Raw genomic sequence first — 19013 nt, forward strand, 5'->3', positions numbered from 1 at the left:
CCGGGTGGGGGCTATTTCCGCGATACGACTCGTGGAGAGACCCCCACCCCAACCTTCCCCCCGCAAGCGGGAGAGGGAGCCGACGGCCGGTGCCGGCAATACTGCGATCCCCCCATGCGATAGCCTTGGGCGGGGAAGGTTTCCGCAATTTCGGAATATTGGAAGAGTACAGGTGAGTTGCCCGACGTGTCAAGGCCTGGTCGAAGGTCGGCTGCGGCTACTTTGCATGGGGTTGTTTTTCGGCATTTTTGGCGACGCCCCCTATGCCGGCTCGATCAGCGCCACGACGTCGCCGGCGCGCAGGGTCTGGCCGGGCTTGACCGGCAGCGACGTAATGCGGCCGGCGGCGGGCGCCTGCACGCTGATCTCCATCTTCATGGACTCGATGATCGCCAGCACGTCGCCCGGCGCGACGGTTGAGCCTTCCTCGACCAGGATCTTCCAGATGTTGCCCGGCACCTCCGAGAAGGCGCCGAGATGGCCGTCGGGAATGCCGGTCGCGCTCGCCGCCGTATCGATCGATTCGGCCGGCGCCTCGTCGAGCTTCATCTCGCGCCAGCGCTGGCGCTCGGCATCGAATGCGGCCTGCTGCGTCGCCTTGAACGCCGCGACCGACGGCCGCGCTCCGGCCAAGGATTTTGCATAGTCGGCGTAGCTGAACTCGCCGTCCTCGATCCTGACGTCATATTGCCCGTGCGGGAATGCAGCGCGCGCGTCGAGCAGCTCGTCGGCGTCGACCGGGAAGAAGCGGATCTGATCGAAGAAGCGCAGCAGCCACGGATGGCCCGGCTTGAACGCCGGTGTCGTGCGCCAGGTGTTCCACACCTGAATGGTGCGCCCGAATAGCTGGTAGCCGCCCGGTCCTTCCATGCCGTAGATGCACATATAGGCGCCGCCGATGCCGACGGCGTTCTCCGGCGTCCAGGTTCGCGCCGGGTTGTATTTGGTGGTCACCAGGCGGTGGCGCGGATCGACCGGCGTCGCCACCGGCGCGCCGAGATAGACGTCGCCGAGGCCGAGCACGAGATAGCTGGCGTCGAACACGATGCGGCGGACGTCGTCTTCGCTGGCGAGCCCGTTGATGCGGCGGATGAACTCGATGTTCGAGGGACACCATGGCGCATCGGGCCGCACAAGCTCCTGATACTTGCGCATCGCAAGCTCGGCCTGCGGGTCCTTCCAGGACAGCGGCAGATGGACGATGCGGCTCGGCACCCGCATCGCATCGACCGGCGGCAACTCCTGCTCGACGCTGCGCAGCGCGTCGAGCAGTTTCCGCCGCGACAGCGACGTGCCGTCATAGTGGATTTGCAGCGAGCGGATGCCGGGCGTCAGATCGATCAGCCCGGGCAGCTTTGCCGCCTCCAGCGCCTGCGCCAGCACATGCACGCGCAGCCGCAGCGCGATGTCGAGCTCCATCGGACCATACTCGACCAGCAGATTGTCGTCGCCGGCGCGACGGTAGACCACCGGGATCGGGCCGTCGTCGCTGCGTCCGACGATGGCCGAGCCGAGATCGGACGCGCGCAGCACCGTCGGGCCGGCAACGGGATCGTCACGCCGCGCGGCGACGAACCGCACGGTGTCGCCGGGCTTGAGCTGCCCGATCTTCCAGAGCTCGTCGCGCGCGACCACGGCCGGGCACACGAAGCCGCCGAGGCTCGGGCCGTCGGGACCGAGGATGATCGGCATGTCGCCGGTGAAATCGATCGAGCCGACCGCATAGGCGTTGTCGTGAATGTTCGACGGATGCAGCCCGGCCTCGCCGCCGTCGGCGCGCGCCCAGCGCGGCTTTGGGCCGATCAGCCGCACGCCGGTGCGCGCGCTGTTGAAATGCACCTCGTAGCTCGCCGAGAACAACGTTTCGATGTCCTCGTCGAGAAAGAAGTCCGGCGCCCCATGCGGCCCGTAGACGACGCCGATCTCCCATGCGCGCGAAAGCTGCGGCCGCTCGCTGTCTTCGATCCGCTGCGGCGCGGCGAGGCCGGGCCGTTCGGCGCCGAGATGCAGCACGTCGCCCGCCTTCAGCGCGCCGGTGGCGTGGCCGCCGAATGCGCCCAGCGTGAAGACGGCCCGCGACCCCAGCACCTCCGGAACGTCGAAGCCGCCGCGAATGGCGACATACGTTCGCTGCCCGGGGCCGTGAATGCTGCCGATCGCGAGCGTCTGTCCCGCACGCACCGTGACCGGCTCGTCGAACGCGACCTCGGCGCCGTCGAGCGACGCCTTCATGCGCGCGCCCGACAGCGCCACCGTCGCATCGGTGTTGAAGCGCAGCGTCGGGCCGTTGACGGTCAGCTCCAGCGCGGTCGTCGTTTCCGGATTTCCGACTGCGCGGTTGGCGAGACGGAACGAGCGCTCGTCCATCGGCCCGCTCGGCGGCACGCCGACATGCCAGAGATGCAGGCGGCCGGGCAATTCCTGAATGCCGCTCTGCGCACCCGGCGCGACGACGTCGATCGTGCGCGGGCGATAGCTGAATTCGCCGAGCACAGAGGTCGCGACCTTGCCGCTACGAAACACCTCCGACGCCGCAATCGCGCGCAGATAGGCGAGGTTGGTCTCGATACCAGCCACGATCGTGTCGTCGAGCGCCTTGGACAGCCGCGCGATTGCATCGTCGCGGGTGTCGCCGGCAACGATGATCTTGGCCAGCATCGGATCATAGAACGGCGACACCTCGGTGCCGGTCTCGATCCAGCCGTCGATCCGTGCTTCCGGTGAAAACATCACCGAGGTCAGCCGCCCGGCGCTCGGGCGAAAGCCTGCGCCGGGATTTTCTGCATACAGCCGCACCTCGATCGCGGCGCCCTTGGGTGAGAGCTTTCCCGCCTGGCCGAGCACATCCTCGCCCGCTGCCTGCCGGATCATCCATTCGACGAGGTCGACGCCAAAAACCTGCTCGGTCACGGGGTGCTCGACCTGCAAGCGGGTGTTGACCTCGAGGAAGTAGAAGTCTTCGCGCGCGACGTCGTAGATGAATTCGACGGTGCCCGCCGATTCGTAGGACACGGCCTTGCCGAGCGCCACCGCGGCCGCATGCAGTCGCTGCTTGATCCCGGCGGAAAGTCCGGGCGCGGGGGTTTCCTCGAAGACCTTCTGGTTGCGCCGTTGCAGCGAGCAGTCGCGCTCGCCGAGCGCCACCACGTCGCCCTTGCCGTTGCCGAAGATCTGCACCTCGATATGGCGCGCCGTGGCGACGAAGCGCTCGAGATAGACCCGGGCGTCGCCAAAACTGGCGCGCGCGGTGCGCTGCACCGATTCGAAGCGCTCGCGCAGCGTCGCCGCGTCATGGCAGAGCTGCATGCCGATGCCGCCGCCGCCGGCGGTGCTCTTCAGCATCACGGGATAGCCGATCGCTTCCGCCTGCCGTAGAGCCTCATCGATGGTCTCGAGCAAGCCGGAGCCCGGCAGCAGCGGCACGCCGCTGGCTTCGGCAATGGCGCGGGCCTTGTGCTTGAGCCCGAAGGCGTCGAGATGCTCCGGCCGCGGCCCGATGAATGCGATGCCGTGCTCGGCGAGCCGCTCGGCAAAACGGCGGTTCTCCGAGAGAAAGCCGTAGCCGGGATGCACGGCCTGCGCACCCGTCGCAAGACAGGCCGCCATGATCGCATCGACGTTGAGGTAGCTCTCAGCGGCCGGCGCCGGGCCGATGCGGACGGTCTCATCGGCCTCCAGCACAGGGGAGGTGAAGCGGTCTGCATCGGAATACACTGCGACCGAACCGATGCCCATGCGACGCAATGTTCTGCCGATCCGCCCGGCGATCTCGCCGCGGTTGGCAATCAGGACCTTGCTGAACATGCATCAATCCTCCGCCTCAGAGATCGTGACCTGCACCGGCGTCGGGAAAAAGCCGTTGCAAGGGTTGTTGATCTGCGGGCAGTTGGAGATCAGGCAGAGCACGTCCATCTCGGCGACCAGCTCGATTGCGTCGCCCGGCTTGGAGACGCCGTCGACCACGGTGAAGTTGCCGGCGGGATCGATCGGCACGTTCATGAAGAAGTTGAGGTTCGGCACGATGTCGCGCTTCGACAGGCCGTATTTCGCGGCTTCCAGCACAAAGTTCTCGCGGCAGGCGTGCTGGTAGCGGGTCTGGTGCCCGAACCGCACGGTGTTGCTCTCGCAGGAGCAGGCGCCTGCCGAAGTGTCGTGCAGGCCGCAGCTGTCGGCAGTCACGCGCAGCATCACGCGGCCTTCGTTCGACATGATCTTGGTGCCGAGTCCGACATAGGCCGAGCCTTGCGCACGCAGCGTATCCTGGCCGCTGTAGCGCTCGCCAAAATCGTTGGCGCAGTAGAACAGGGTGTCGACGGCCTGCTGGCCGTGGGTATCCGTGATCCGCAGCGTCTGTCCCTTGCGAATGATCGCCGACCACGGTTGGCGGGCGGGAATTTCGGCGTCGAGGATGATGCGCTTGCTCATCGCGCGGCTCCTTCCAGGGGCTGGCCGAGATACATCGCGTTGTTCTCGAAGGCGCGAACCGCTTCCGCGGTCGCGGTGCGGCACAGATCGTCGACAGCCGGTGGGGCCGCCCGATAGCGCACGATCTCGACGTCCGCCCGCGGATGGGCATTTGCGGGATCCAGCGGATGCGGGCAGTTGGACAGCGCGACCAAAAGATCCATCTCGGCGCGCAGGTCGACGAAGTCGCCCTTCTGCCGGCGCTGTTCGGACCAGACGAACTTGCCGTCGGCATCGATCGCAACCGGCGCGAAGAAGCTGACGCAGGGATGCACGTCGCGGCGGTCGAGCCCGAGCTTGCTTGCTGCGAGGATGAAATTGTCGCGGGTGTTGCGGAACGCGCCGTCGCCGTACTTCGCCGCGTTGGTCGCGGCGGTCGAGCCGCCGACCACCGCATCATGCGCGGCGCTGGTGTCCTCGGTGATGCCGAGCAGGGCGCGTCCCATGTCCGACAGCAGCACGCGGCCCTTCTGCAGCCGCGCCGCCCATTGCACCTTGATGGTGTCGGCGTGATTTAGCCGCTCGGAAGGATCGGCGGCATTCCAGGCGAGCAGGCTGACGGTAGATGCCCCTGACACGTTGACGAGCCGCAACGCGTCGCCGCGGTCGAGCCGCGTCGTCCAATACCACCCGGCCGGAATCGTTTCGCGGTGAATGACCGCCTTGGTGTCGATCGGCGCGGCGTCGCGCGGGGTCGGCGCCGGCAGGGCGCGCGGTGCGTGCTCCTGCCCCGCCGCCTTCAATTCGTTGTATCGCCGCGTATGCGCCGCGACCTCGGCCTTCTGTTCCTCGGTGAGGATCATGACTGCTCCTTCAAGACAAGGGCGCCGGGTCGTCCCGGCTGATGCTCCTTGCTTGACCGGGTCGTCCCGGCCGGAGCTGGATTGGTGTCCTGCCGCGCGTCTGCAAAACGGCGCGGAAAGATCTCGAGGTCGCGCGACACGGTCGCGCCATAGCGTTCGCGTTCTTCCGGCCGGTTGCGGTGCCGCTCCAGCGCGATCACGCGGGTGGCGAGGCCGAAGGCTTCGCTGAGGTCGTGCGTCACCATCACGACCGTCAGATGGGTCTCGTTCCAGAGCCGCTTCATCAAGAGATGGATGTCGGCGCGGATGCCCGGATCGAGGGCGCCGAAAGGCTCGTCGAGCAGCAGGATCTTCGGGCCGCGCATGATCGCCTGCGCCAGGGCGAGCCGCTGCTGCATGCCGCCGGAGAGCGCCGACGGATATTTGCTTTCTTGACCGGCAAGCCCGACCTCGGCCAGCAGCGCCATCGCCTCGTCTCTGGCCGCGCGCCGCGCCGCGCCGAACAGGCGGCCGATCAGTTTCGAGTCGCGCAGTTCGCGGCCGAGCATGACGTTCTGCAAGACGGTCAGATGCGGAAACACCGAGTAGCGCTGGAACACCACGCCGCGGTCGGCATCCGGCTCGCCCGGCAACGGCTTGCCGTCGACCAGAATCTGGCCGCGGGTCGGCTGCTCCTCGCCGAGCAGCATCCTGAGCAGCGTGGTCTTGCCGCAGCCGGAGGGACCGACCAGCGCAATGAACGCGCGCGGCTCGACTTCCATCGTGATGCGTTCGAGCACGATGTGATCGCCATATTCCTTCCAGACGTCGTCGAAGCGGATCGCGCTCATTCGGCCCTCACCGACGCAAACCACGGAAACGCTCGGCGCTGCAGCACGCGCAGGCCGGCATCGATCAGGAACGCCAGGAGCGTGATCCAGGCGACGTAGGGAATGATGATGTCCATCGCGAGATAGCGGCGCACCAGGAAGATCCGGTAGCCGAGCCCGGAGTCGGATGCGATCGCTTCGGCGGCGATCAGGAACAGCCAGGCCGGTCCGAGCTGCAGCCGCAGCACGTCGATCAGCCTGGGCAGCGTTTGCGGCACCGCGACCCGCAGCGCGATCTGCCAGGTCGAGGCGCCGAGCGTCTGCGCCTTGACAATCTGCTCGCGCGGCAGCTCCTGCACCTTCATGGCGAGGTCGCGGATCATGCAGGGCAGCGTCCCGATCACGATCAGCGCGATCTTGGAGTTTTCCCCGAGCCCCATCACGATGAACAGGATCGGCAGCAGCGCCAGCGGCGGCACCATCGAGGTGACGGAGACGAACGGGCCGAGCAGGGCATTGGCGCCCGGCAGCAGCCCGATCACGATGCCGAGCACCAGCGCCGCCGCGGTCGAGATCGCCAGCGCCGAGCCCAGGCGCCCGAGGCTTGCGACCGTGTCCGACAGCATCAGATGACTGCCGGAGCGCGGGTCGATCTCGAACGCCATCTGCTTGACGGCCTGCACCATGCTGGGCAGCGCCGGCAGCAGCTTGTCGTTGGGATTCTCGGCGAGCCGCGCGGTGGAGCCGGCGAAGTAGGCGAATGCGACCAATACGAACGGCAGCGCGAGGAGATAGAATCGCGTCTGCCGGCCCGGCCGTATGTTCACAAGTCGCATGGCAAGCTCCTTCCGCTGGTCCGCGAGTCAGAGCTTGCCCTTGGCGGCGTCGTCCATGTACGTCGGATCGAAGCGCAGCTTGACGTTCGCCTTGTCGCCGAGCACCGACTTGTCGGCGAGTTCGATGCCGACGGCATCCGCCGACTTCGCGCCCTTGCCCAAGAGGTCCTTCTCGAACAGGAACTTGCGGACGCGGTCCATGGTGGCGCCGACCGTCTTGCTGCGCGTGAAGGCCTCCGCATCCGCCGCCTTGTCGAACAGCTTCGTCGACGCGAGCTGGCTGTCGAAGCCGGCGAGGTCGGTGCCGGAGGCCTTGGCCATCGCCTCCTTGGCGGCCTTCGCGGCCTCGTCGTTCGCCGTCATCTTCGAGATCGTCTCGTACCAGATGCCGGCCAGCGCCTTGGCGAAGGCCGGATTGTCCTTCGCGACCTGCGTGTTCACGACCATCAGGTCCATGATCTCGCCGGGGATCTGCGAGGAATCGAACACTTTCTTGGCATCGGGCGAGCCGAGGATTTCGGTCACGATCGGATTCCAGGTCACCACCGCGCTGACATCGGCGGTCTTGTAGGCGGCGGCCATGTCGGCATCCGACGTGTTGACGACCTTGACGTCCTTCTCGCTCAGCTTGCTGCTCTCCAGCGCGCGCGCCAGCAGATAATGCGACACCGAGAATTCGACCAGGTTGACGCTCTGGCCCTTGATCGCGGCAAGATCGGACTTGTTCTTGAGGATCACGGCATCGTTGCCGTTGGAGAAATCGCCCATCACGATCGCGGTGGTGTCGACGCCGCCGGCCGCGGGGATCGACAGCGCGTCCATATTGGTGATGGTCACGGCGTCGAAGCCGCCGGCGGTATACTGATTGATCGATTCGACGTAGTCGTTGAACTGCTTGACCTCGATCTCGATGCCGTATTTGTCCGCCCACTTCTTCACGATGCCGGTGTCCGCGGCATAGCCCCACGGCATCCATCCGACATAGATCGACCACGCGACCTTGAAGCTTTTCTTCGGCGCGGCGTCGGCCGCCGGCGCGGCCGCGAGCACGACGGCGCAGGCGATGATGACAGAGCGGAGGAAGATGATGAGTTTGTTCATTGCCGATCCCTCTTGCGAAATTTCACAAAAAGGGAGTGGCGAAAGACCATCGCTCCGCCAATCCCTTGGCTAACGAGGTCTCCCGGGCTTTTGTCCCGCCGTGCACCTGCGGGGATGTCTCCCCCGCAAGCGGCTGCTCTCGGACCAGCGCCTTGCTGCTTGCAAGACCGGAACCCTAGCGGCCAACTCACTGCCCCGTGATGCACGAGCCGTGCCACGACGCGATCGGTTGAATCTCAAGCCATTTTACGCGCGCCGGCCGAGCGTGCGCGGGACGTTCTGCCCAAAGACTGCGCAGTCGCTGCCCAGAATTGGCTCTGTCAATTCGCCGGCCGCGCGCGCAGCATTGCAACGTTCACCTGTTGTGGAGTGGCCTTGATGCGCATTTTCCTGCGCGCGCTATGTGACGGCTTCTGGCGCGGACTGCACGGCCGCTACGGCCGGACGCCGCATTGCGGCCTCGGCAACCGCTAGGCCGCTTCGCGCCAATCCACCAAGCAGCATAGCGATCTCCGGTCAGCGCGCCGGTTTTCGAGCGGCTTTCTTCCTTGCGGGCTTCGCCGCTGGCGGCTTGCCCGCCGGGCGCAGACGCAAACCATCGACGAACACGTCCAGTAGTCGCAGCGCCGTGGCCTGCCAGCCGGGCTGGTCGTGCATGTAGCACATGCCGATCAGCGCGCGCAGCACGTCCTCGGCGCTGATGTCGCCGCGGATCTCGCCGGCCGCGACCGCGCGCGCGAGCAAGGTGCCGATCGCCTTGGTCAGGCGGTCGAACGAATAGGCGTGGAGTTCGGTCGAGCCATGCGCGACCAGCGCCAGCGCTGAGATCATACCCTTCTTGGTCGCGACGAACTCGACATTGGCGCGCATCCAGCGCCGCAGCGCCTCGACCGGCTCGGGCGCGCATTGCAGCTGCTCGGCAAGATCGCCGAGCTGCTCGACCTCGCGGCGATAGACCGCCTCGAACAGCGCCTCGCGGGTCGGGAAGTGGCGATAGAGCGTGCCGATGCCGACGCCGGCCTGCCGCGCCACCGCCTCCAGACTCGCCTCGCTGCCGCCGGCCGAAAACACCGCTTTCGCGGCTTCCAGCACGCGCTCGCGGTTGCGCACCGCGTCGGCGCGCGGCTTGCGAACAATTTCTGTTGAAGGACCGGCCATCGCTTTTTCTTTTCACCCTCCTTGTAAACGGAGGATGCCTCCGTATATGGCGACCAGCATCCGGCCTGACAAGGCGCGCCGACCCCAGTTCGGCGGGCCACGGCGCCGTGTTGCCTCGATTCAACCGACCATACACGGATCGGAGCCCTGCATGAATCTCCCCATCAGTCTCACCATCAACGGTGTCCGCCGGGAAATTGTCCTCGACGACCCCCGCGTCACCCTGCTCGATCTGCTGCGCGAGCGGCTCGACCTCACCGGAGCCAAGAAGGGCTGCGACCGCGGCCAGTGCGGCGCCTGCACCATTCTGGTCGACGGCTGGCGCATCAATTCCTGCCTTGCGCTCGCCGTCAGCCATGACGGCGCCGTGATCACCACCATCGAGGGCGTCGCGCAGGGCGACCAGTTGCATCCGGTGCAGGCCGCCTTCATCGCCCATGACGGCTTTCAGTGCGGCTTCTGCACACCGGGCCAGATCATGAGCACCATCGGCCTAATCCAGGAAGGCCAGGCCGGCGACGATCCGGAGCGCGTCCGCGAATGCATGAGCGGCAATCTCTGCCGCTGCGGCGCCTATGCCGGGATCACCGAGGCCGTGCTCGAGGCGCAAGCCAACATGACACACGCAAAGCAGAGGCGCTCCGCATGATGAATTTTGATTATGTCCGGCCGGCCAATGTCGCGGATGCGATCGCGGCGGCCAGCGAGAAGGGTGCGGCCTATCTGGCGTCCGGCACCAACCTGCTCGACCTGATGAAGGGCGGCGTCTGCCGGCCGAGCCGGCTGGTCGACGTCACGCGGCTGCCCGGGCTCGATCGCATCGAACGTCTTGCCGACGGGTCTTTGCGGATCGGCGCGCTGGTGCGCAATGCCTATCTCGCCCATGACGCCGAGTTTGCCTATGCCTATCCGGCGGTGGCCGAGGCATTGTTGTCGGGCGCCTCCGCGCAGCTTCGCAACGCCGCGACCGTCGGCGGCAATCTGCTGCAGCGGACGCGCTGCGCGTACTTCTATGACGTCGGCAGCGCCTGCAACAAGCGCTGGCCGGGCGCCGGCTGCGATGCGCTGAAGGGCGAGAACCGCCTGCACGCCGTGCTCGGCTGGAGCGAGGGCTGCATCGCGACCCATCCGTCCGACTTCTGCGTGCCGCTGGTCGCGCTCGACACCGTGGTTGAGATCGAGGGCAAGGACGGCCGCCGCGAGCTGCCGCTCGAGGCGCTGCATCGTCTGCCCGGCGATGCGCCGTCGCGCGAGACCGAGCTGGAGCGCGGCGATTTGATCGTCGCGCTGCGGCTGCCGGCGCAGGCAAAGGACTTTGCCGCGCATGCGCGCTACATCAAGGTGCGCGAGCGCACGTCCTATGCCTTCGCCGTGGTCTCCGCCGCGGCCACCCTGCGCATCACGGACGGCAAGATCGGCGAGGCGCGGCTCGCCCTTGGCGGCGTCGCCGCAAAGCCGTGGCGGGCACGCGAGGCCGAGCAAATCCTCGCCGGCGCTTCGCCTGATGCTGCCCTCTATCGCGAGGCGGCGCGCGCGGCGCTCGCCGATGCAAAGCCGTCCGGCGACAACACCTTCAAGATCGAGCTCGCGCAGCGCATCGTCGTGCGCGCGCTCTCCCTTGCCGCAGCCGGCACCCCGGCGCGTATTCCCGCGCTCCCCGGCTCCCCCTTCTCCTCTGTTGCAGGAGCGTGACGCATGACGCTTGAGATCAGTCTGACCCGCGACCCCGCCCATCTCCGCCATGGCTCGAACGTCGGCCAGTCGCTGACCCGCACCGATGGCATTCTGAAGGTGACCGGAAAAGCGCGCTATGCCGCCGACAATCATCCGCCCGGCATGCTCTATGCCGTGATCGCCACCAGCTGCATCGCGCGCGGCCGCGTCACATCGCTCGACGTCGCCGCCGCCAAGCGCCATCCCGGCGTCGTCGACGTGATGACGCCGTCGCACAAGCCGGAGCTCGCGGAAGACCCGGACGCAAAAGGGAATCCGTTCGCCTTCCGCATGGAGCTGTTGCAGAGCGACGAGGTGCGCTACGCCAACCAGGCGATCGCGGTCGTGATCGCCGAGACGCTGGAGGCCGCGACCGAGGGCGCGGCACTGCTGTCGCCGCGCTACCAGGTCGAGATCGCGCGCGTCGGCCTCGATGCCGGCGAGGCCTATGCGCCGCCGGTGGTCGGGATCGGCAATCCGGCCGAAGTCGTTGTCGGCGACGTCGAGGCCGGCCTTGCCGCGGCAACGAAGCTGACCGATGCGACCTACGAGACGCCGGCGCAGTATCACAACGCGATGGAGCCGCACGCCATCGTCGCGGTGTGGGACGGCGACCGCCTGTTCATCGACACGCCGAGCCAGGGCATGGCGTTCGCGCAGATGCGCGTCGCCGGGCTGTTCGGCATTCCGCCCGGCAACATCCACGTCAACAGCCCGTTCCTCGGCGGCGGCTTCGGCTCCAAGGGGCTGATCTCCGGGCCGCAGGTGCTCGGCATCATGGCGGCCAAGCTGGTCGCGCGTCCGGTCAAGCTGGTGCTGCGGCGGAGCCAGATGTACGGCCCGGTCGGCCATCGCCCGCCGACCCGGCAGCGGCTGCGCATCGGCACCGACGATGCCGGCATGCTGACGGCGATCGATCATCACGCGCGCATCGTGACCTCGAGCTTCGATGATTTCTACGAGCCCGCCGCCGACGCCTCGCACACGCTGTATGCCGCACCTGCGATCCACACCGCGCATGAGGCGGTGCGCGTCGACACCGGCACGCCGCTGTTCATGCGCGCGCCGGGCGAGGCCACCGGATCGATCGCGCTGGAGAGCGCGATCGACGAGGCGGCGTTCGCCTGCGGCCTCGATCCGCTGGAGTTCCGGCTGAAGAACTACGCCGAGGTCGAGCCGACCACCGGCAAGCCGTTCTCCTCGAAGGCGCTGCGGCAGTGCTACGCCAAGGCCGCCGAGCGCTTCGGCTGGGCGCGGCGTCCGCTTCGGCCCAAGCAGATGCGCGACGAGAACGGTTTTCTGGTCGGCTGGGGCGTCGGCACCGCGACCTTCCCGGCGATCATGTTCCAGGGCAATGCCCGCGCCGTGATCCGCGCCGACGGCAAGGGCGTGATGGAGACCGGCGCGCACGACATGGGGCAGGGCGCCTGGACCGCGCTGGCGCAGATCTCGGCCGACTCGCTCGGCCTCGATCTCGATCAGCTGACGTTCCGCTCCGGCTCTTCCGATCTGCCGGATGCCGGCATCGCCGGCGGCTCCGGCCATACCGCAACCGTCGGCGCCGCGATCCACAATGCCGGCGCGGCCGTGATCGCCAAGCTCGCCGAGCTCGCGACGTCGGACGAGCGTTCGCCGCTGTTCGGCGCCGGAAATGCCGGCGTGATCGCGCGCGGCGGCCGGCTCTATCGCCGCGACGACGAGGCGCGCAGCGAGGGCTATGCCGAGATCCTGGCGCGGGCCGGTCTCGCCGAGGTCGACGGCACCGGCAGCGGCGCGGCCGATCCGGCGGCGCAGTCGCAATATGCCATGCACGCGCACGGCGCCGTGTTCGCCGAGGTGAAGGTCGATCCGGAGCTCGGCCAGATCCGCGCCACGCGGATGGTCGGCGCCTTCGCCGCCGGCCGCATCATCAATCCGCTGCTGGTGCAAAGCCAGCTCTATGGCGGCATGATCTGGGGCCTGTCGTTCGCGCTGCACGAGGAGGCGGTGATGGATCATCGCTCCGGCCGCATCCTGAACGCCAACCTCGCGGAGTATCATGTGCCCGTGAATGCCGACGTGCCGCCGATGGACGTCATCACCGTCGACGAGCACGATCCCCACGTGAATGCGCTCGGCATCAAGGGCGTCGGCGAGATCGGCATCACTGGCAGCGCCGGCGCCGTCGCCAACGCCGTCTGGCACGCCACCGGCATCCGCGTGCGGCGCTTCCCGATCCGGATCGAGGACGTGGTGATGGGGCTGGGAGGGTAGCCAGCAGCGTCATTGCGAGCGAAGCGAAGCAATCCATTCCTCCATGCGGAGATAGGTGGATTGCTTCGTCGCTTACGCTCCTCGCAATGACGGCGCGTGAGTGATCCTCAGTGTCGTCCCGGCGAAACTACACGACGCAACTACCCTGTCCCCGTCACGCAATTCACCCACAGCACCACGGCCTTGGCATCACGCGCCGGGTTGGAGAAGCGATGCGGCCGGCGGCTGGCGAAGCGAAAGCTGTCGCCCTGCTTCAGCGTCCACGTCTCCGTATCCACCGTCAGCGTCATCTCGCCTGACAGCACGAGACCGGCTTCCTCGCCGTCATGGGTGTAAAACTCGTCGCCGGTGTTGCCGCCGGGGTCGAGATGCACCAGGAACAGGTTGAGCCGGCTCTCGCTGCCGGCCGGGCTCAGCAATTGCTTCGAAATCCCGGTGCGCCACAGCTTCAGCTCGGCGCGCTGCATCTCGCGGGTGACGACACCGCCCGTGCTGTCACCATTCGGCGCGGCCCCGAACAGCGCCGCAATGCCGACGCCGAGCACGTCGGCGAGCGTCGCCAGCACGCGCAACGACGGCGACGACAGGCCGCGCTCGATCTGGCTGACGAAGCCGATCGACAGTTCGGTGCGCGCGGCCACCGTCTCCAGCGACATCGCCTTGTCGCGGCGCAGGTCGCGGATGCGGCGGCCGACCGCGAGATCCATCGGCGGCTCGGCCGGCTTCTTGACGGTTTTCCCGGCCGGTTTTTTGGCGGCGCGGGGTGCCATCGCGGGCCGCGCTGCCGCCGCCTTGCGCATTCGTTTGCCGCCGCTCACGTCAATCCGCTTCCTTCATGTGCATGAAAACCGCTTGCATTGGCCGCGGTTTCGTGACCACAATTTCATATTGGTGAAAATAGGCCGGAACGGCGTCGCCCGCAACACCTGTCTGGAAGGCAGGGCGAAGCGGCGCCGAGCCCAGCTTCGGGAGGTCGTGCATGTCGCTTCAGCGTCTCGTTCAGGCCGCGTTGGCCGTATTCGTCCTCGCCCTGAGCGCGCCGTCGCAGGCGCAGCAGGTGCTGAAGGTCGGCTCGACCCCGACCGGCATCCCCTTCACCTTCCTCGACACCAAGACCAACTCGATCCAGGGCATCATGGTCGATCTCGCCACCGAGATCGGCAAGGACGCCGGCTTCACCGTGCAGATCGAGCCGATGCAGTTCTCGGCGCTGATCCCCTCGCTGACTGCGAACAAGATCGACATCATCGCCGCCGCGATGTTCGCCACCGCGGCGCGCAAGGAGGTGATCGACTTCTCCGACGCTGTCTACACCTATGGCGAGGGCCTTGTGGTGCCGAAGACCGACAGCAAGGCCTACACCTCGCAGGAGGATCTGAAGGGCACCGTGGTCGGCGCCCAGGTCGGCACCGCGTTCGTCGATGCGCTGAAGAAGACCGGGCTGTTCAGCGAGGTCAAGGTCTACGACACAATCCCGGACATCCTGCGCGACGTCAACGCGGGGCGGCTGAAGGCCGGCTTCGCCGACTATCCGATCCTCGCCTACAATCTGCAGCAGGGCAATTTCGCCGACGTCCGCCTGGTCGACAGTTACAAGCCCGTCACCGTCGGCACCGTCGCGATCGGCGTGCGCAAGAGCGACACCGAACTGCTCGGCAAGATCAACGCCTCGCTGGCGAAGCTGAAGGCCAATGGCACGATCGCGAAGATCTTGGAGAAGTGGGGCCAGAAAGCCAACGCGTCGTGAGATGAGGTGATCCGTCACCCTGAGGTGCGAGCTCTTGCGAGCCTCGAAGGGTCGACGGCCACCAGCCGGGCCGATTCATCCTTCGAGGCTCGCCGAAGGGGCTCGCACCTCAGGATGACGGTCGAGAGGATTGGATACACCTAGCCGATGCAAAAATTCTTCCATGACGCGGTCGAGTTCGTGCCGATCCTGTTGCAGGGCGTCTGGCTGACCATTGTCGTCACCATCGGCTCGCTGTTGCTGTCGACCGTGCTCGGGCTGGTGTGGGCCTTGATGCGGGTCTCCGGCATCGGCTTCTTCGTCGGCCTCAGCGCCTCGCTGATCAATGTGATCCGCGGCATTCCGATCATCGTGCTGCTGTTCTACATCTACTTCGTGATGCCCGATTTCGGCATCGCGCTGTCGGCGCTGCAGGCGGCGATCATCGGGCTCGGCATCGCCTATTCGGCCTACCAGGCGGAAAATTTCCGCGCCGGCATCGAGGCGATCGACAAGGGGCAGATCGAGGCGGCGCAGACCATCGGCATGGGCTGGTGGCTCACCATGCGCCGCGTAGTGCTGCCGCAGGCGGTCAGGATCATCCTGCCGCCCTACGGCAACATCATGATCATGATGCTGAAGGATTCCTCGCAGGCCTCGACCATCACGGTCGCCGAGCTCGCGCTGCAGGGCAAGCTGATCGCCTCTTCGACCTTCAAGAACACCAGCGTGTTCACGCTGGTCGCGCTGATGTATCTCACCATGAGCATTCCGCTCATCCTGCTGGTTCGGCATTTTGAGAACAAGGCGAACCGGAAATGATTGAACTGAGGGATGTCCACAAGAGCTTCGGCAAGGTCGAGGTGCTGAAAGGCATCACCGCGTCCGTCGCCAAGAGCGAAGTGGTGTGCATCATCGGGCCGTCGGGTTCGGGCAAGTCGACCATCCTGCGCTGCATCAACGGCCTCGAAAGCTACGATGCCGGCGACATCACCGTCGAAGGCGCGCGGGTCAACCGCGACGACCGCTCGATCGTTTCGATCCGCACCCAGGTCTCGATGGTGTTCCAGCGCTTCAATCTGTTCCCGCATCGCACCGCGCTCGAGAATGTCATCGAAGGCCCACTCTATGTGAAGAAGGAGCCGCGCGAGGCGGCGATCGCGCGCGGCCGCGCGCTGCTGGCGCAGGTCGGGCTCGCCGACAAGGCCGACGTGCATCCGCCAAAACTATCCGGCGGCCAGCAGCAGCGCGTCGCCATCGCCCGCGCGCTGGCGATGCAGCCGAAGGCGATCCTGTTTGATGAGCCGACCTCGGCGCTCGATCCCGAACTGGTCGGCGAGGTGCTGTCGGTGATGCGCAAGCTCGCCGACGACGGCATGACCATGGTGGTCGTCACCCATGAGATGGGCTTTGCCCGCGACGTCGCCGACCGCGTGCTGTTCATCGACGGCGGCGTCATCGTCGAGCAGGGCGCCGCCAAATCCGTCCTCAACCAGCCGCAGCACCCGCGCACGCAAGACTTTCTGCGGCGCGTGCTGCATCCGCTCTGATCCGGTCGCCTCCCATGTCCTCTCCTGTCCGCGTGCCGCTGCCACCAAGTCTTTACGCCGACACCGCTGTCGCGCCGACGCCAACGCCGCCGCTGACCGCGGACAAGAGCGTGCCGGTCGCGATCATCGGCGGCGGCTTCACCGGCCTTTCCACCGCGCTGCATCTCGCCGAGCAGGGCGTATCCGCGACCGTGCTGGAGGCGCAGGAGCCTGGCTGGGGCGCCTCCGGCAACAATGGCGGGCAGACCAATCCGGGGCTGAAGCACGATCCGGATCAGATCGAAGCCGATTTCGGCGCCGATCTCGGCCGCCGCATGATCGACTTCTCCTACGGCACCACCAATTTCACGCATGATTTGATCCGCCGCTACCAGATCCCCTGCGAGGCGCGGCAGAACGGCACGCTGCGCGCCGCCTACAACGAAGCCAGCGCGGCGGCGATCGCGACCACCGCGCAACAGTGCATCGCCCGCGGCATGCCGGTCAAACTGCTCGACGCCGCCGAGATCCGCGAGATGACCGGCAGCGATCGCTACCTCTGCGCCATGCTCGACGCGCGCGGCGGCGATCTGCATCCGCTGAGCTATGTGCGCGGGCTGGCGCGTGCCGCGATCGGCGCCGGGGCCGCGGTCTATAGTGAGACGCCGGCGCTGCGGCTGACCCGCGACGGCGGCCGCTGGCGGATCGAGACGCCGCGCGCGGTGGTGCATGCCGACAAGGTGCTGCTCGCGACCAATGGATTCACCGATGATCTCTGGCCGGCGCTCCGCCGCAGCATCGTGCCGGTGTTTTCCTCGATCGCCTGCACCGCGCCGCTGTCCGACGCCGTCGCACGTTCGATCATGCCGGGGCGGCCGGTGCTGTACGAGAGCGGCCACATCACGGTCTATTACCGCATCGACCAGCGTAACCGCCTCTTGATGGGCGGCCGCGGCCCGATGCGCTGGATCAGCAAGCCCGCCGACGTTGCCTATCTCATCAGCTACGCCGAGCGGCTGTGGCCGCAGCTTGCGGGCGTCGCCTGGACCCACGGCTGGAACAGCCGCCTCGCCATCACCGCCGATCACTATCCGCACGTGCATCAGCCCGCGGAGAACCTCCTGATCTCGCTCGGCTGCAACGGCCGCGGCGTCGCGCTCTCGACCGCGATGGGTGCGCAGCTCGCCCGCCGCCTGATCGACGGCAAGTGCAAGATCGACATGCCCGTCACCGGCATCAAGCCGATCCCGCTGCACGCCTTCTGGCGCGTCGGCGTCACCGCCGCGGTGCTGACCGGGCGGGTGCGCGACCGGCTCGGGGTGTGAAACCCGCGAGCTATTTTTTCGCGAGGATTCTCAGCTCCGCCGTCGCCTTGGCGACCGTCACGTCCTGGGCATCGATCAGGTCGGCCTCGACAATCATGTCGCGCTCGGTGCGGGAGACCACTCTTGCCTTTGCGATGATCGGGCCGACGCTTGCGGCCTTGAGGAAGCGGGTGTTCAAACTCTTCGTCACCACGGTCTGGGTCGAGGGAAGCGCGGCCAGCGCGCCGAGGCCGGTCGCCGAATCCAGCATCGCCGCCAGGAAGCCGCCCTGGATCGTTCCATGCCGGTTGGTGAATGAGGGGTGCGCCTGGAAGCGGATCGATGCGGTATCGCCATCGAAGCCGAGCCATTCGCGTCCGAGGAGCTGGGCGCCCGGCGGCACATCTGTGCTCTGACTGTTCATGTCGTCGACCGCCACCACGGATACTGGCTCGGCATGTCCTCCGAGACCTTGCCCGGAAAGGCCGGCTTCCGCTTCTCGATGAAGGACTGCACGCCTTCGCGCACGTCGGGGTGGCCGCCGCGCTCGATCGACATCGGCTTGTCGATCGCGAGCAATTCGAAGGGATCGGGTGCGCCGGCGAAGCGCCACAGCAACTGCCGGGTCAGCGCGACCGATACCGCAGAGGTCTCCGCCGTCATCTCCTCGGCGATCTGCCGCGCGCGATCCAGCAGCGCGGTGGGCTCGACGACCTCGCTGACAAGGCCGCCCTTGAGCGCTTCGTCGGCATCGAAAGTGCGGCCGGAGAGCGACCAGCGCAATGCCTGCGGCAGCCCGACGAGTTTGGGCAGGAACCAGGCGCTGCCGGCCTCCGGCACCAGACCGCGGCGCGCGAAGATGAAGCCGATTTTGGCGCCCCTTGCGGCAATGCGCACGTCCATCGGCAGCGTCATGGTGATGCCGACGCCGACCGCGGCGCCGTTGATCGCGGCGATCGAAGGCTTCCGGCAGTTGAAGATCGCCTCGACGAAGCGGCCGCTGCGCTGACCGGCGCTTGCGAACACGCCGGCGCCATGGCTACCCGACGTGTCAAAGCTCTTCGCGCCGCCAGAGACATCGGCGCCGGCGCAGAACGCGCGGCCGGCGCCGGTGACGATGACCGCGCGGACATTGTCATCCATGTCGGCACGCTGGAAGGCGTCGGCGATCTCGGCGCCCATCGTCCCGGTATAGGCATTGAGCTTGTCCGGGCGGTTGAGCGTCAGGATCATCACGGAGCCGTCGATCTCGCACGTGATCTGTTCGTAGCTCATGGCGGCCTCCTTTTGACGACGCTGTTCTTGTGCCAACCGTGA

General features: G+C 67.0%; 17 protein-coding genes and 1 riboswitch. Of the genes, 7 read left to right on the top strand and 10 right to left on the bottom strand.

Going from position 1 to position 19013, the window contains the following annotated elements:
- Positions 1-261 precede the first annotated feature (261 nt).
- The 7 genes from uca to CI41S_RS36220 all read right to left on the bottom strand — a co-directional run bounded on the left by uca (position 262) and on the right by CI41S_RS36220 (position 9171).
- Positions 262-3804 carry an urea carboxylase gene (gene uca / locus CI41S_RS36190; protein ID WP_139863787.1) on the bottom strand — a complete coding sequence of 1181 codons (3543 nt, stop codon included), beginning with the start codon at positions 3802-3804 and terminating at the stop codon, positions 262-264.
- A gap of 3 nt (positions 3805-3807) precedes the next feature.
- Positions 3808-4425, bottom strand: a complete 618-nt coding sequence (locus CI41S_RS36195; RefSeq protein ID WP_139863789.1) for an urea amidolyase associated protein UAAP2 — start codon at positions 4423-4425, stop codon at positions 3808-3810.
- Positions 4422-5267: an urea amidolyase associated protein UAAP1 gene (locus CI41S_RS36200; protein ID WP_139863792.1), complete on the bottom strand. Its 846-nt coding sequence runs from the start codon at positions 5265-5267 to the stop codon at positions 4422-4424. The genes CI41S_RS36195 and CI41S_RS36200 overlap by 4 nt, the downstream gene beginning before the upstream one ends.
- Positions 5264-6097 carry an ABC transporter ATP-binding protein gene (locus tag CI41S_RS36205; RefSeq protein ID WP_139863794.1) on the bottom strand — a complete coding sequence of 278 codons (834 nt, stop codon included), beginning with the start codon at positions 6095-6097 and terminating at the stop codon, positions 5264-5266. The genes CI41S_RS36200 and CI41S_RS36205 overlap by 4 nt, the downstream gene beginning before the upstream one ends.
- On the bottom strand, positions 6094-6912 hold the full coding sequence (locus tag CI41S_RS36210) for an ABC transporter permease (protein WP_139863796.1): 819 nt from the start codon (positions 6910-6912) through the stop codon (positions 6094-6096). The genes CI41S_RS36205 and CI41S_RS36210 overlap by 4 nt, the downstream gene beginning before the upstream one ends.
- 27 nt (positions 6913-6939) lie before the next feature.
- Positions 6940-8013 carry a putative urea ABC transporter substrate-binding protein gene (locus tag CI41S_RS36215; protein WP_139863798.1) on the bottom strand — a complete coding sequence of 358 codons (1074 nt, stop codon included), beginning with the start codon at positions 8011-8013 and terminating at the stop codon, positions 6940-6942.
- Between the two features lie 77 nt (positions 8014-8090).
- A riboswitch (guanidine-I (ykkC/yxkD leader) is annotated at positions 8091-8203 on the bottom strand.
- Positions 8204-8529: 326 nt separating this feature from the next.
- Positions 8530-9171 carry a TetR/AcrR family transcriptional regulator gene (locus CI41S_RS36220; protein WP_139863800.1) on the bottom strand — a complete coding sequence of 214 codons (642 nt, stop codon included), beginning with the start codon at positions 9169-9171 and terminating at the stop codon, positions 8530-8532.
- A gap of 151 nt (positions 9172-9322) precedes the next feature.
- Between CI41S_RS36220 and CI41S_RS36225 the strand changes: the two genes are divergently transcribed.
- From CI41S_RS36225 to CI41S_RS36235, 3 genes are read left to right on the top strand one after another with little or no spacing between them, the layout of a single operon-like run.
- Entirely contained in the window at positions 9323-9820 is a 498-nt protein-coding gene (locus tag CI41S_RS36225; protein ID WP_139863802.1) for a (2Fe-2S)-binding protein, read from the top strand.
- A complete protein-coding gene (locus CI41S_RS36230; RefSeq protein ID WP_139863804.1) occupies positions 9817-10863 on the top strand; it encodes an FAD binding domain-containing protein in 1047 nt (348 codons plus the stop codon). The genes CI41S_RS36225 and CI41S_RS36230 overlap by 4 nt, the downstream gene beginning before the upstream one ends.
- Before the next feature lie 3 nt (positions 10864-10866).
- Positions 10867-13137: a xanthine dehydrogenase family protein molybdopterin-binding subunit gene (locus tag CI41S_RS36235; RefSeq protein WP_139863806.1), complete on the top strand. Its 2271-nt coding sequence runs from the start codon at positions 10867-10869 to the stop codon at positions 13135-13137.
- Positions 13138-13277: 140 nt separating this feature from the next.
- On the opposite strand, the gene CI41S_RS36240 is transcribed toward CI41S_RS36235, so the two are convergent.
- The gene (locus CI41S_RS36240) at positions 13278-13955 is read right to left on the bottom strand and encodes a cupin domain-containing protein (RefSeq protein WP_139863808.1); all 678 of its coding nucleotides are present in this window, start codon (positions 13953-13955) and stop codon (positions 13278-13280) included.
- A gap of 161 nt (positions 13956-14116) precedes the next feature.
- Here CI41S_RS36240 and CI41S_RS36245 point away from each other — a divergent pair, with 161 nt between their 5' ends.
- From CI41S_RS36245 to CI41S_RS36260, 4 genes are all read left to right on the top strand, one after another.
- Positions 14117-14884, top strand: a complete 768-nt coding sequence (locus CI41S_RS36245) for an ABC transporter substrate-binding protein (protein ID WP_139863810.1) — start codon at positions 14117-14119, stop codon at positions 14882-14884.
- A gap of 147 nt (positions 14885-15031) precedes the next feature.
- Entirely contained in the window at positions 15032-15685 is a 654-nt protein-coding gene (locus CI41S_RS36250) for an amino acid ABC transporter permease (RefSeq protein ID WP_139863812.1), read from the top strand.
- Positions 15682-16413, top strand: a complete 732-nt coding sequence (locus CI41S_RS36255; RefSeq protein ID WP_139863814.1) for an amino acid ABC transporter ATP-binding protein — start codon at positions 15682-15684, stop codon at positions 16411-16413. The genes CI41S_RS36250 and CI41S_RS36255 overlap by 4 nt, the downstream gene beginning before the upstream one ends.
- 14 nt (positions 16414-16427) lie before the next feature.
- Positions 16428-17717 carry an NAD(P)/FAD-dependent oxidoreductase gene (locus tag CI41S_RS36260; RefSeq protein ID WP_139863816.1) on the top strand — a complete coding sequence of 430 codons (1290 nt, stop codon included), beginning with the start codon at positions 16428-16430 and terminating at the stop codon, positions 17715-17717.
- 10 nt (positions 17718-17727) lie between these two features.
- Here the strand turns inward: CI41S_RS36260 and CI41S_RS36265 are convergent, their stop codons facing one another.
- Together CI41S_RS36265 and CI41S_RS36270 are read right to left on the bottom strand one after the other, a co-directional pair.
- Positions 17728-18120 carry a PaaI family thioesterase gene (locus CI41S_RS36265; RefSeq protein ID WP_172628336.1) on the bottom strand — a complete coding sequence of 131 codons (393 nt, stop codon included), beginning with the start codon at positions 18118-18120 and terminating at the stop codon, positions 17728-17730.
- Positions 18117-18971 (bottom strand): enoyl-CoA hydratase-related protein, encoded by an 855-nt coding sequence (locus tag CI41S_RS36270; protein WP_139863818.1) that lies wholly within the window; start codon positions 18969-18971, stop codon positions 18117-18119. The genes CI41S_RS36265 and CI41S_RS36270 overlap by 4 nt, the downstream gene beginning before the upstream one ends.
- Between the last annotated feature and the right edge of the window lie 42 nt (positions 18972-19013).

Origin of the sequence: Bradyrhizobium ivorense, from assembly GCF_900696085.1 — a bacterium.
Lineage (GTDB): Bacteria > Pseudomonadota > Alphaproteobacteria > Rhizobiales > Xanthobacteraceae > Bradyrhizobium > Bradyrhizobium ivorense.